Annotated in this window: 9 protein-coding genes and 1 pseudogene; 1 reads left to right on the top strand and 9 read right to left on the bottom strand. The window is 52.1% G+C overall.

Features of this window, described 5'->3' with window-relative positions; translation table 11 throughout:
* Positions 1 to 104: 104 nt before the first annotated feature.
* Complete coding sequence (gene pbp4b, locus C2M35_RS01905) at positions 105 to 2,558, bottom strand: penicillin binding protein PBP4B (protein ID WP_105264475.1); 2,454 nt, start codon at positions 2,556 to 2,558, stop codon at positions 105 to 107.
* Between the two features lie 360 nt (positions 2,559 to 2,918).
* Between pbp4b and C2M35_RS01910 the strand changes: the two genes are divergently transcribed.
* A complete protein-coding gene (locus C2M35_RS01910; RefSeq protein ID WP_105264476.1) occupies positions 2,919 to 3,764 on the top strand; it encodes a MurR/RpiR family transcriptional regulator in 846 nt (281 codons plus the stop codon).
* 52 nt (positions 3,765 to 3,816) lie between these two features.
* Here the strand turns inward: C2M35_RS01910 and C2M35_RS01915 are convergent, their stop codons facing one another.
* From C2M35_RS01915 to C2M35_RS01950, 8 genes and pseudogenes are all read right to left on the bottom strand, one after another.
* The gene (locus C2M35_RS01915) at positions 3,817 to 4,986 is read right to left on the bottom strand and encodes an exo-beta-N-acetylmuramidase NamZ family protein (RefSeq protein WP_105264477.1); all 1,170 of its coding nucleotides are present in this window, start codon (positions 4,984 to 4,986) and stop codon (positions 3,817 to 3,819) included.
* Positions 4,979 to 5,923 (bottom strand): N-acetylmuramic acid 6-phosphate etherase, encoded by a 945-nt coding sequence (murQ, locus tag C2M35_RS01920; RefSeq protein WP_105264478.1) that lies wholly within the window; start codon positions 5,921 to 5,923, stop codon positions 4,979 to 4,981. The genes C2M35_RS01915 and murQ overlap by 8 nt, the downstream gene beginning before the upstream one ends.
* Before the next feature lie 13 nt (positions 5,924 to 5,936).
* The gene (locus C2M35_RS01925) at positions 5,937 to 6,797 is read right to left on the bottom strand and encodes a BadF/BadG/BcrA/BcrD ATPase family protein (protein ID WP_105264479.1); all 861 of its coding nucleotides are present in this window, start codon (positions 6,795 to 6,797) and stop codon (positions 5,937 to 5,939) included.
* Positions 6,790 to 8,456 (bottom strand): annotated as a pseudogene (locus C2M35_RS01930) (sodium:solute symporter). The gene C2M35_RS01925 and the pseudogene C2M35_RS01930 overlap by 8 nt, the downstream one beginning before the upstream one ends.
* Before the next feature lie 18 nt (positions 8,457 to 8,474).
* Complete coding sequence (locus C2M35_RS01935) at positions 8,475 to 9,242, bottom strand: L,D-transpeptidase family protein (protein WP_234000006.1); 768 nt, start codon at positions 9,240 to 9,242, stop codon at positions 8,475 to 8,477.
* Positions 9,239 to 10,348, bottom strand: coding sequence for a mandelate racemase/muconate lactonizing enzyme family protein (locus C2M35_RS01940; protein WP_105264481.1), 1,110 nt, complete (start codon positions 10,346 to 10,348; stop codon positions 9,239 to 9,241). The genes C2M35_RS01935 and C2M35_RS01940 overlap by 4 nt, the downstream gene beginning before the upstream one ends.
* Entirely contained in the window at positions 10,345 to 11,760 is a 1,416-nt protein-coding gene (locus tag C2M35_RS01945; RefSeq protein ID WP_105264482.1) for an SH3 domain-containing protein, read from the bottom strand. The genes C2M35_RS01940 and C2M35_RS01945 overlap by 4 nt, the downstream gene beginning before the upstream one ends.
* A gap of 720 nt (positions 11,761 to 12,480) precedes the next feature.
* A complete protein-coding gene (locus tag C2M35_RS01950) occupies positions 12,481 to 13,434 on the bottom strand; it encodes a hypothetical protein (RefSeq protein WP_105264483.1) in 954 nt (317 codons plus the stop codon).
* Positions 13,435 to 13,888 lie beyond the last annotated feature (454 nt).

Here is a 13,888-nt window from a genome sequence, read left to right on the forward strand (position 1 = left end):
GTCCCCGGTACCCTTTGCCTACGCACTTCTTTTAGCCATAAAAAAACGGCATCAAAAGATGCCGTTTTGGGCGATACCCGGGCAGGGGTATCCTGTGTTAGTAGTTACTTGCCATGAGCCAAAATGGCTTCATAGACACGGGTGATCACCGAACCGTATTTCCCCGTTTCAAATTCTTTGCCTTTAAATCTATAGTCGCTTTGCGAGCCGGTCACTTCGCTATGGCGGGCATTGGTAAACAGCACTATGGCCAGATCATATTCCGGGTCAATTACAGTTACCGTACCGGTCCAGCCCGTGTGTCCGTATGCCCTTGGGCTGGCGTAGGGACCAAAATGCCATATGCGCGCGCCATTGCCGGCGCGACGCCAGCCCAGGCCATAGCTTTCATCCGTTGCCGTGGGCTTAATAAACTGATCGACCACCTCGGGCCTGATTAACTGCACTTCACCATAACTACCCCGGTTTAGCAACAATTGTGTGAGTTTTGCCACACTTTGCACATCGGCAAACAGGCCCGCATGTCCGGCCACCCCGGCCAGGGAGTAAAACGCCTTTTCATCATGCACCTCGCCTTGGAGCACATAATCCCGCACGCCCTCGAAATTCACCCGGCCACCTCGGGTATTGCCTTCAATCTCGGTAGCCGCTATCTGCGAAGGCATAAAGCCCTTTTGCAGCGGATTAAATACCAGGGTATTGAGCCCCAAGGGGGCAAACAAGCGGCTTTCCACATAGGCATCAAGGGGCATGTTGGTAATACGTTCAATCAAAACACCGAGCAGCATATAGTCAACATCACTGTAGAGGTGACGCTGAGCCCGCATCATCTCAAAGGGCACGCCACGGATTAACAGCTGTTTGGTGCGCTCGCTATTAAGGGAATAAAATGGCTTGCCGAGGTGATTATCGACGCGATGAAAGTCCACCACCGCCGGGTAACCTGCGCTGTGAGTAAGCAGGTCTTTTACCAGCCGTACCTCGCGTCCCTGCCCGGTATATTCCGCCAGGTAATGGCTAATGGGCTTATTAACATCCAGGCGTCCCTGCGACACCAAATGCATCAATGCCAGATTGGTGGCAAACATCTTGGTATTAGAGGCAAGATCAAACAGGGTATCGACAGCCATGGGCTGTGCGGCTACAGATTCTTTGCCGTGGTGCGCACGGGCATAACCATAGGCGCTGAGCTTAACCAGCTCGCCCTTGTGTACCACGCCAAGCACGGCGCCGGGAAAGCCCTGCTCCACTTCTTGTTCAATTAAGGTATCCACAGCGGCAAAGTTGAGCGCCCCCGGGTTGGGTTTTAGCTCGGGTGCGGGAATACGGATGCGCAGCTCGGCATCCTCGGGAAAGACCGACTTTATATGCAATGTATTTATCCCATCGCGGGTGCGCCTTGCCAGCGAATAGCGGTAGCTGTGCCCGGCCTTTAAGGGCCGAGCGATATTAATGGTTTCGCCATTAATAATGATTTCGGCGCGTTCGGCGCTGATGTTGTCTATGATGATCTCACCACGGCGGCGATAGGACTTAAACTGGTATTTGTTGTTTACATCGACCCGCGAGCTGACATCCGGCTGTGGGTACTGGATATAAAGCTGCTCATGACCCAAGGCGGCAAACTCCTGTGGTTGCTCGACCAACTCCTGGTAAAGTGCAAAGTTTTTATCCGCCTTTTTCGACTTATAACGTTTGAGCAGAGCGAACAATACCGCCGCCGTTTTCGCATCCGCCTGGGCATTTACCTGCCAGGGCAAAAAGTGTGTTTGAAATGCCTTAAGTACATCCAGTGTTTGCTGATCGAGCCGGGCGGTCACCGCAATCCCATAGCCATAATCCGCCAGCGCTTGCTGTATCACGGCCACAGAAGGCGGCGCGGCGCTAAAGTGGCGCCAGTAATATTCCACATCCTGCTGCTGATACCAGGCACCTATGCCCGCCTTATAAAGCTGATACCAAGGGAAACGTGGACCCGGGTCGAGTTTTCGCCCCGGTGCTATGTCCGCATGCCCGACAACCTGGGTCGGGCCAATATCCGGATTACGAGCGAGAATATCCTGACTAAGGGCGATTAATAATTCGATTTGTTTGGGATCATAATCGGGGAACACACAAAACGGTTCAGCACCATATTCAATGGTGGAAATCTCCGGCTCCATACTCGGCGCCCTGTCGCTGCAACTGGGGACATTCACCACCTCAATGCCGATGGAGTGGTCATTAAGATCGGTGCGCCCCTGCCAATAACTATTCCCCGCATGCCAGGCCCGGTCCTGCTCTTTCACCAGCTGCAGAACTTGCAGCTCGCGCTCACCATAGCTGGGATCCTGACTTTCGGGCACCAGGTAATGGGCGCTTAAACCGCCTTTTTCCACCAACACGCGCTCAGACTTTTCATAATCAATCGCTGTGTAGTGCATCACCAAAAATTTAATGCGCTTGGAATAATTATGTGACTGCTTGAAATCGTAGCCTGAACTGCAGCTGCTCAGTAAAAATAACAAGGGCAACGACAGCAGACTCTTACAGCGCATCTGCAAAGATTCTTTATCCATACCAACCTATAGCGAAAAAACTATGCTTAAGCACAGTGTCTTGAACTTATAAATGCAACAACAACCCTCTAACCGTATAATAATATTTTATTTCTTTCAATTTAAAATTAATGGAATATATATTCTTAAACTTAACTTCCCCTGTGCTTAAAAGGTAATAAAAATAGCCTAGAAAATATGAACCAAGGCTTAGAACAAGGCTTTTTTACTCGGCCTCTTTGGGCCTTCTTATAAAAATTTTTTATTCCTTTTATTTGGAATATTGAGTTACACTTTGCCATTACGTCGTTGTTAACATGTGTACCAAGCGTTCAAAGGTATCCATAAGACAGAGAAACCAACAATACTAAGTAACTTCTTATGTCGACATTTGTAAAAATTAAAGCACTGCGTAAGTCTTTTTCCAGTAGCGAAGCCAAACTGGCCGATTTTACGCTAAACAGTGCGAATGCTATTCGTGACCTCTCCTCCATTGAGTTGGCCAAGGTGGTGGGCGTAAGCCAATCGAGCGTGGTTAAATTTGCCCAAAAGCTCGGGTATAAGGGCTTCCCCGCCTTTAAGCTGGCGGTTATTGACGCCCTCAACTCAGAGTCTCCTGCCCCTAAGCTGCACGGTAAGATCACCCTTAATGATAGCCTAGAGCAGATTGCCGAAAAGCTGTTAAGCAGCAAGATGGCGGTATTAACCGAAACCAAGAATCTCAATGAAGCCCAGTCCGTAGAGCAGGCGGTGGCCTTACTTAAAAATACCCGTCGCGTTGCCATTTGTGGCCTCGGTGGTTCGGCTTTGGTGGCCAAAGACTTTGCCTATAAGCTGCAAAAGTTAGGCATAGCCGCCATCGCCGAAGCGGACGGTCATGCCCAGTTGGCCTATGTGTCGACCCTGGGCAAAGACGACCTGGTTATCGCCATCAGTGAGTCGGGTAAAACCCGGGAAGTGGCAGAAGCTGCGCATCAGGCTCAACAGAATAATTGCCCCGTGATTGCGGTGACCAAGTTTGGCTCCAGCCCGGTGGCAGATTGCGCTTCGGTGAACCTCTATTCTGTGGCCGAGGAAGAGTCGATTCGTCTGAGTTCTATTCTGGCGCGCACGGCGCAGGACTTTGTGATCGATATTCTCTTTATCGCCCTTACTCAGGCGACGCGTCCGGGGCGTAAGTTGTTGGAGCATTCCAACGATGTGGTAAAAGCATTCCGTGAAGGTTAAAACACAGGAACAAAAAAGGCCCAACTGGGCCTTTTTTGTTATCTCCAACTACTCACTCTGGATACAGCAGGTATTTTTTTCGCGCCGCTTTAAATGCATCCAGGCCAGCTTGCCAGCTCCTTCTTATCTCGGCCTCGCTTTGACCAGACTCTATCGCTAAGCGCAGGGCATCCGTACCGGCGAGCTTATCCATAAACCCGGCACTACTAAAGAACACCTCGCCCTGCTCGGCAAAACGCTTATGGGCGGCAATCAGCCAATCCAAATCCAGGCCCCTGACCTGGCTTTGGCGTAGATCTAAGCCCTTGGCCACCAGACCTTCCAGTTTAGGGGAGCTGGCAGCACCAACAATGGAACGTGGGGAAAAAGTAAATTCGCCTAGAGCCACCTTATCATGGCCTAACACCTGAAACGGGAAATCCGTACCGCGGCCGATGCTGACCGGCGTCGCCTCAAAGAAACACAGCGACGGATATAAGCCTATGGCCTGATCGTTGGGCAGGTTGGGGCTGGGTTTTATCGGCAAAGAATAACCCCTATCACGAGCGTAATTCGCCACGGGGATCACCGTCAGAGTCGGGTTTATGCCCTCATCGAGCCAGTTTTCACCCACTATCATTTGCGCCAGCTCACCCACCGTCATGCCATGCAAAACGGGTATCGGGTGCATGCCAACAAAGGAGCGAAACTCCGGCTCCAGTATCGGCCCGTCGGTATAGGCAATATTGGGGTTGGGCCTGTCGAGCACGATAAACTCGGCCTTGGCCGCGGCGCTGGCCTGCATCATATAGTGCATGGAGCTGATATAGGTATAAAAGCGCACACCCACGTCTTGAATATCGAACAGCACCACATCGACCTGGCTCATCGCCTCTGCGCTGGGCTGTTTGTTCTTGCCATAAATAGAAATGATGGGCAGGCCGGTTTTGGGATCTATGCCCGAATCTATATGGGCACCGGCATCCTGATCACCGCGAAAGCCGTGCTCTGGAGCGAAAATGGTGGTGATCTTAACCTGCTTGGCCAGCAAGGCATCCACCAGGTGGGTGTCGCCCAAGGTAGAAGTTTGGTTAACCACCAGGCCAACCCGCTTCCCCTTGAGTAAAGGCAGGTAGTGCTCAAAGCGACTGGCGCCAACCTGGATATCTTGCTGGTCGGCCTGAGCACAGGCACTGCTAAGTAAAATCAATAGGGCAAAGGCTGCCAACAGGCGCTTAAGCATCGCCTTCAACCTCTTGCACCGCCGAGCGTAAAAAACCCTTGTTGTTATCCAGCAAGGCCTTGCCCTCACTCGCGGTTTTGCCGGTCAACAGCATTAAAATCGCTAACTTGGCACTATGCTCGCTCTGCGCCAGTGCCTCGACCGCCTCCTGCTCGGTGCATTCGGTGGCCTGCATTACGATACGCACGGCACGGGCCTTGAGCTTATCGTTGCTGGCATTCACATCCACCATCAGGTTGCGATACACCTTACCGGAGCGGATCATGCTGGCGGTGCTGAGCATATTAAGCACCAGCTTCTGCGCCGTGCCCGATTTCATGCGCGTTGAGCCGGTCAGCGCTTCTGGGCCGACCACGGCGGCCAGCTGGATATCTGCGGCATTGAGGACCGCTGAGTTAGGTGAACAACTGATCCCCACGGTAATACAGCCCTGTTCACGGGCATAATTGAGCGCCGATACCACATAAGGCGTGCGACCACTGGCAGCAATGCCCACCAGCACATCGTCACTTTTTAGCTGATGGTTTTGTAAGTCTTCAATTGCCATGGCGGCATTGTCTTCTGCCCCTTCCACCGCCTTTTGAATCGCCCGCTCGCCACCGGCGATAATGCCCACTACCTGGCCGGGTTCAACGCTAAAGGTGGGAGGACATTCGGCGGCGTCGAGCACCCCTAAACGGCCACTGGTGCCGGCGCCGATATAGATAAGGCGGCCGCCCTTAGCAAAGGCATCAACTATGGCGTCGACCGCCTTGGCGATAGCCGGGATAATTTCCCTGATCGCAGGGGCAACCTTTTGATCTTCATCATTCAGTTTACGAAGAATGGCCTCGCTGGGTAAGAGGTCAATATCCAGGGTTTGCGGGTTCTGTCCCTCAGAAACTATGGTATTTAACTCTCGCAATAACTCAGAGCTATGGTCACTTGGTAAACTCATGTACTTGATCCAGTTATAAATTCTTTAATGCCAGCAAATAGGCGCCATCCAGAGCCGAACCCCGCGCGCGCTGCACCAGGGCCTGACACCAAGGTGCCAATAATGGGGTCGTATTGTCGGCTAAACCGCCCAACAATACCACAGGCAAATCATATTCTCCGCGGGTAGCGCGGATAAGTTGCTCAACCGCCCGGGCATGACGTTGCAGTATTTCTGCGGCCATGTCGCAGCGCCCTTGATAGGGCCACACCAGCTCACTCAGGCCTGCATAGTCCCCTACCTTAGCACCGCTTAGCCACTGACTCAGCGCCTCGCGGCTGTGACCGACTCTTTGCGCCAGCACCTCGAGCAAGGGGGTAAGCGCTTGTTGTTTGTCAAACGCCTGCATCAGGGCCTGCACCAACATGGCTCCCAAACGGGCACCGCTGCCTTCATCGCCCAGGGTAAAGCCCCAGCCTCCGACTAAGTGCGTGCTGCCATCTGCCAGTAAACGGGTGCCGACACTGCCGGTGCCAAGGGCAACACAAGCCACCGGGGCGCCCAAATTGGCGCCATAGGCGGAGGTAATAGCGTCGCTGACCACCGTAACCTCGGCAAAGCCAAGTGCCTGTAAGCGGCTGCGTAATTGCGCTTGATTATACGGATTCCCGGCGCCGGCAACACCGGCGACGCAATTGACCTGACTCGGCAATATGGCCGCATCGTGAAGTATGCTTGCCACCTGGGCACACAGGGTATCACACCCCAGTTGCAAGTCATGACCCAGTGATGAGCCCGGCCCTCTATGCTCTTGCATCATCTGACCATCCGGGTCATACAGGCGCAGCGCCGTTTTTGTGCCGCCACCATCTATGGCCAGTACCCAGTTAGCCATGACGCACCTTGTGATTGATGGGATTATTGCTTGATTGATTAGTCGCCGCGCTCACTGCCTGGCCTGCCGCTTCGGGCTTGCGACCAAAGGCACAGACCAGGGTGGCTAACGCGGTGCCGATACACAGCTGCCAGGTAAAACCTAGATTAAACTGCCACTGGCTCGGCAACAGCATCTCTTGCACATAGGGTTGCATCAACAAGGTGGCCACAAAGCCGACTATCAGGGCTGCTAACACCGATGCTTCGCTGCCGCGTCCGAGGAAAAGACTAGTGAAGTACACGCCCAACAGGCCAGAGTACGAAAACACCATGACACTCAGGGCAAATTCAGCAGCGGCATTTGCGAATATTGCTGCCAGAAGTAACAAAGAATGGCCATGGAGCCCAGCGCCAGTGACACTCCCAACATGGCAAAGCGCCCCACCAGCACATAATGATGATCTTCTTTTTGTGCGTCGCCCTGCTGGCGCTGACGCTTTTCATGCCAGGGCCGGTAGATATCCTGCACCACCACGGAGGCCATGGAGCTGAGCCCAGAGTTCAAGGTGGAAATGGCGGCGGCAATAATGCCTATGGTCACCAGGCCCTTTACTCCGGCGGGAATTTCATTAAGAACATAGTGCATAAAGACGGTGATCTTTTCGCCCTGGAATTGCCCGACATTGGCCCCGGCAACCCCTCCGGCAACCCCTTCGGTGGCCCCCAGCATGATGTCGGGGCGCTGATAAAACACAAACAACAGCAGGCCAATGACGATAAACAAGAACATCACAGGGATCACCATGGCGATGGACAGCATAATGGCGCGACTGCCGGAGCGCGCATCTTTACAGGTCAGCACCCGCTGCGTCATGTCCTGATCCAGACCGAAGGCGGCAATGTTTAAGAGCACAAAGCCGGTCAGTACCGACGCCATGTTAAACACCCCAGCGGCGGAAAAATCCAGGTCAAACTTAAACAAGGCCAGCTTGGAGCCCTGCTCCGGCCCCGGGTTTTGCAACGCCTCGATAATGGTTGAGAAATCGGCGGGAATAGCCAGCCATAAACTGACAATCACGCACACGGCGGCACTGGTGTACACCAAGCACTGGATCACATCGGAATAGATGACGGTACGAATGCCACCAAAAATACTGTAGGCAAGGCCAATAACCACCAACACCAGGGTGGCCATAATCACGCTGCTGGGGGCGATATTGCCATAGAGGATCATGGCCACGGCAATGGCGGCCATATACAGGCGAGCACCGCTGGCAAACACCCGCCCGAACAAATACATCAGGCCGGCACGGCGTTTGGCCTTGGGGCCCACCTGCTGCTCCAGCAACTCGTAAACGGTATAGACACGATATTGATAAAAGCGCGGAATAAGCACCTGAGCCACCACCAGGGCCGCAATAAAGGCGCCTATGTTGGTGGCTAAATAGGACAAATCTCCTTGATAGCCTTGATCCGGGCCACCGATAAAGGTGGCCGCCGATTGCGAGGTGGCCAGCACAGATACCGCCACCATCCAGGTAGGCATGGCATTACCACCGAGAAAATACTCCGCCGAGGTGTTAGCCTTTTTGCGGTTAAACCACCAGGCCGTCAGCGCGATGAGCAGCGCATAGGCGCCGAATACCAGCCAGTCGAGCGCTTCATAATGTGCATTTATCATCAGCCCGCCTTGTTCTTATTCTTGTGGCCCTAAGGGCGGCAAGCGCCAGAGTGTTTGCTTTAGCGCATATTCCATGCGCGGCAAAATCACCATCAGGGGTTGTTTGTCTTTATCCAGCCAGCGCAACAGGGCATCCATATCCGCCTCGGCCATGGCCGTACACCCCGCAGTGGGCTTATCCGCGGCGCGCCATAAATGCATAAAAATACAGCTGCCGGCACCGCTGATATTCTCCGGGTTATGGGCAACGAGAATGCCCTTTTTGTATAAATCGTCCTGGCTGTGAATATCGCGGCGCATGGCCTCGGATGAGCCCTCTACCGCCTTTTCACCCACTACCTTAGTATTCACCAACTGGTTGTAATAGGGCGAGCCGTTCACATCGATGCAGTAATCCCCCGCATCCATGGGGTGATAATCCAGGCCGGTGGTAAGCGCATCCAAATAACCAAAGGCATTCCCCAAACGAAATACTCCGGCGGGCGCCTTGCCATCTCCTTCCACCTTCTGCTGGCCTTGCTGGTGCTCATGTAAGCCAATGCCCCAGGCCAGGCCGGTGCGGCCAATCACCACGGCGCTGGACTCCCCCATGGCGTGCCACTGGTTATCATCGCCGCGCTCAAACAAGGTCATTTCACCTTGAGTATCTGTCCAGGATTCGGTCACCACCACCGCCAGTTGGCGGTTGTCATCTTGAATGGGCTCGGGCTCAGCCTTGGCCCAGGCCGGGCCGCTACAGGCACTGGCGATCAGCATAATAAGGCTGGTTAGTGTGTTATTCATTGCCATACTCCATTGGGTAGTTCGATAAGACCCTCGATGCCGGTAATTCCCAGGCCAGGACCAGTATTTAGGGTGATAGCGGGCCCGCAAAAGCGGGTTCCGCCTTGCACCGGGTCGTACTGGCCAAGAGCCGGACCGTCTAAATCTATCAGACCGATTTGCTTGGCCTTGGCCGCCGCCAGATGTGCCGCCGCGGCAACGGCAATACTGCCCTCCAGCATACAACCGATCATACAAGGGCGCTCATAGGTGGCGGCGATATCGGCAATCCGCAAGGCACGACTGATACCGCCACTTTTCATCAACTTAATATTGATAATGTCCACGGCGCCACGCTCCAGCAGGGTGATCACCTGCCTGGGTGAGAAGGCACTTTCATCGGCCATGATCTTAGACTGGACCCGCGCGCTAATATACTCAAGGCCGTCAACGTCATTGGCTTTTACCGGCTGCTCCACCAGCTCCAGGATTATGCCTTCGCTTTCTATGGCCTGCAGTGCGCGCACCGCTTGCTTGGCATCCCAGCCCTGATTCACATCCAGGCGCAGCGCCGCCTTGTTGCCCACATGCCGGGCGATGGCGCGCACCCGTTGAATATCCTGCTCAAGGTCATTACCTATTTTGATTTTCAGCAGATCAAAGCCTTTAGCCAGGGCGATATCACAATCGCTCAGCATTTTATCTATGGCATCCACGCTGATGGTGACATCGGTTTTAAGCTCGCCTTGATCACCGCCCAAGGCGCGATACAAGGGCACGCCCAAACCTTGCGCCCACAGATCATACAAGGCGATTTCCAACGCCGCTTTGGCACTGGAGTTGGCCACTACGGCAGCGGCCAAACGATCGCACAGGGCATTGATATTGCGCACATCCTGATTGATAAGCTGAGGCGCCAGTACTGTGTTGATAATGCTTATTATGGATTGGTGGGTGTCGCCGGTGATCACCGGCGTGCTCGGTGCGCTGCCATAACCCCTTTTGCCACACTGGGTGTAGATTATGACCACCAGGTCTTCTATGCTGGAAACCGTGCGCAGCGCCGTTTTAAACGGGGTGTGCAAGGGCACCGACAAGCGGGCAAAGCGTACCGACTTAATGATCATAGTGCACCGCCCGGAGCGATACGCTTAATGGCATAGGTTTTATCTAAATAGGAAGTATCGGCATTTAAATACAGGGGTAACAAGGGTGTCACGGACACGCCATTGAGCTCGCCATCGTAAAATCCGCCATCACCTTTTAAGTAGCCAAGCCCTTTTACGTCATGGATCACATAGGGCTGGCCTTGATAATCGCCGATATACATCATCACATGGCCGGGAATATAGATAAGGTCGCCCACCTGCATCTGTGCCAGCACCTGCCGCTTTTGCTCCAGCGTGGCACCGTCATCAAAGCGCCAGTTATAGCCGTACTCCCCCTTACCCTGCCATGAAGAATTACGCGGCATCATTACACCAAAGGCTTTATAAATCTCGCCAACAAAGCCGGTGCAATCCCGGGCGTTGTAGTCGTGCCCCCAGCCATAACGCTCGCCTAAAAACTTAAACCCCTGAGCAATGAGGTTATGCCGGGTAAGCGGCAAATAACCCAGACTCACATCGCTGGAGCGCGGCAATAACGCCTTTTCAAAGGCCAAAGAGCCATCCTCATTGCGCACCGGCAGCTTGACGATATAGCTGGCAAAGCTGTTTTGGCCGTGAGTGAGGTGCTCAATTTGCTCTTGTGGCATCAGAGCCAGGCGCACCCCCATATCCAGTTGCACCTCGGAAACCCGGGGTTTATTAGGCACAAAGCTGGTGTCCACCTTATCACCGCTGACAATGATGAAATCCTTGGCACGCATATAATCAACAATGGTGTCTTTATCCCCCACGGCGATGGCCGACTTTTTCACCCAGGCGGTGTAGTTGTAGGTGGCCACCAGATACCAGAGCCCATCCGCGCTTTCATGCAGCACCGCCACCGCTTCACCGGGGAAGGCGCCACTTTCCTGGAAACGATCCAAATCCGCGTCCATTTCCGCGTTTAGCACGCGATCATCGGTGGGAAAGGTGCGTAGCGACGTGCGCTCAACCACCATGCCAAAGCGCACCTGGTTCTTGTCCTGCACCTGAGTTTTATTGGTATTGGTGTGATAGCGCGCAAAATCCTCGTCCGTCAGCTGGCGGCCATCGGTATAAAACCTTGGGCTGGAAGGTGTTGAACTGGCTTTTTCCAGGTGTTGGATCAGCTCGTCACGGGAGAGCTCAGCCGCATAGGTAAGCGGATCTGTAACATAGGGATTATTGGCAATCAGCTTGCGGTTAAAGGCCTGGATTTGCCGCTCGCTCATCAGCGGCGCGTTATCCGCCTGCTGTTTTAACCAAAAAGCGGGAGAGAGCATGGCCGGCTGAACCAAGGGCACATCACTGACAAAGGGCGCCGTTTGCTGAGCGTAAGCCAGACCCTGACTGGACAGCAGCAAGGCCGCCGCAATGGCAGCACTGAGAATAGATTGGGCTTTGTTGTTCATTGTTATCTCTCCCCTTCGCCTTCGGCGTTAAGTCGCAGGTTTTAATACATGAGATTACTTCATAGTCGCAGGGGAAACAAATATTTCAAAGGAAATATTTGTTAGGAATATTTTATTAAAAACAACAACAGGCGAATGCCTTGAGGCATTTTTATCTAGGTACTGTAGGCGAGGCTTTAGCCTTGCAAGGCCGACGAGCTTTCTTGTCGGCCCTTTCGGCAACGTGCTCTTGCATTGCCCTATTACCTACAGCATGACGGCAAATCCCAACCTGTAGATACAAGGCCGGTGCTTTGCGCCAACACAGCTTCTAAAAGAGAGATCTTGTCGGGTCGCCGACTACGACTTAGAGGAAATGCTTGTCCATTTCCTCTAAGAACTCCTAGGACACCCCCACATTGCATTATTTCCTCAACGCGCTACGAGAAATGAACGTAACCAACATGCACAGTACGGCTCCTCGCCGAGCTCGTCGCCTTCAAGCGGCGAGAGTGAAACTATTCACTCTCTAATTTCCGCTTTCAGCCAACGGGCGATTACTCTTCTCGCATCCCGTTTCGGATGCAATGTAAGGGGATTAGGCTGATACACCAGCGCTCAACAGAAAGATTCTCACAATCTGTTAGGTCTTTTGTACAAGAAGCGGACTTTAACGCCCGCATTTTCGGCTGGTTTGGAGCGCAGCGGAAAACAGTCCGACAACATGCGCTTGTTATACGTTTACTTGGAGTTCTTTTCCGTAGCAATTTTGGCTGCCTTTTCAAAACTATCTGCTATTGTGTCCGCTAGGTTTCCGCTATTCGGTTCCATATCTTTTCTTGAAAATGCACTGCTTCCACTAATATTCCAGTTTTCAAAAGCTTCTTTTAGTTGTTCCCACTCCGCATCAGCCCCATATGCATCTAGGTAGAACTCACCAAATTTAATGGCATGTAACCTTTCGCCGCTTTTCAGAGATTCATGCATAAACGAGTTACTAAGGACAAATGCATACCTTGAAAGCGCCCCAAAAAGACTCACAACAATAAGACCACGAAAAAGAGAATACAGATAATATGAAAGGCTACTATTTGAAGCTTGATGAAATAAATCCGCACTCGATACCATCGTATAAATAGAAAAGCCTATTGCAAATACAATGGAGAAAGCCCCTAATACCGCCCAGTTCCTAGAAACATCGTGGAATTTTGATTCTTTTTTACTAAGTAGCTGAAGTGCGGAGTCTACAAACTTTTGGGATTTTGATTCAATAGATTTTCGACTTTCTTCACGATACCGCTCTTTTTCGCGCTCGGCCTCTACAAGAAGGTTTTTTAGCTCTGTCTCTTTCTGCAGGAGCTCTTTTTGCAGGGATTCTCGCAACTCTTCCGTTTCTTCGAATCGTCTAGTGAACTGGCGTTCCATTTCCTTTTGCCGGGCATACAGTTCTTTCTCCCGGTTTTCTATAAGTTGATCTCGTTCGCTGAGCTCTTTTCTAAAGTATTTTTCTCTTTCAAGCTGCTCCTCTTTCAGACGATTTTTATATTCCTCTAGTTCATGCTCCCTTGCTCTCAACATATCCCTATATTTTGAAAGCTCAGACTCCCGTTCTTGGAGTTCAGCGTAAATTGTCCTCTCTTTCATCAAGCGATCACGCTTTTCTTTCTCGACGTAATCCATCATTTCTTCATTCATTTTAAATCTACCTGATAATCCATGGGCTCAAGGACGTATAACAGCGTATTAGTGAGAATTCCCGGTTAAGGAAGTTATCCGCAACCTAGGTTTTTCATACTAAATAAAATTTTATTCAATAATACCAGAAAGTTACCAGCCATTTTGATTGCTAATAATAAAAGGTGTGCAATTTAAACCGAGCCCTCACTTAATCGAGCCATGTAGAGCTCGTTATGTAATTTATTATGTGCTTTATTTTCATAGAGTTATTACTTTACCCTAGATAGTCGAGCCGTTTTATTACATTACATAACGAGACCAAGGAGCATTGCCTTTGAATTCCAAACCGCACTCACAGGGATCGCCACTTCCCGTTTAGATTCGCGCTGGAGAAATCGGCTTTTGTTGTGGAGTGTGTTATTGAGAGCGAGGCACGACGCCGAGCTAGATTTATCAGTACAGGGATGTGCTG

Source organism: Pseudoalteromonas sp. T1lg76 (assembly GCF_002964725.1).
In the GTDB taxonomy this organism is placed as follows: Bacteria; Pseudomonadota; Gammaproteobacteria; order Enterobacterales; family Alteromonadaceae; genus Pseudoalteromonas.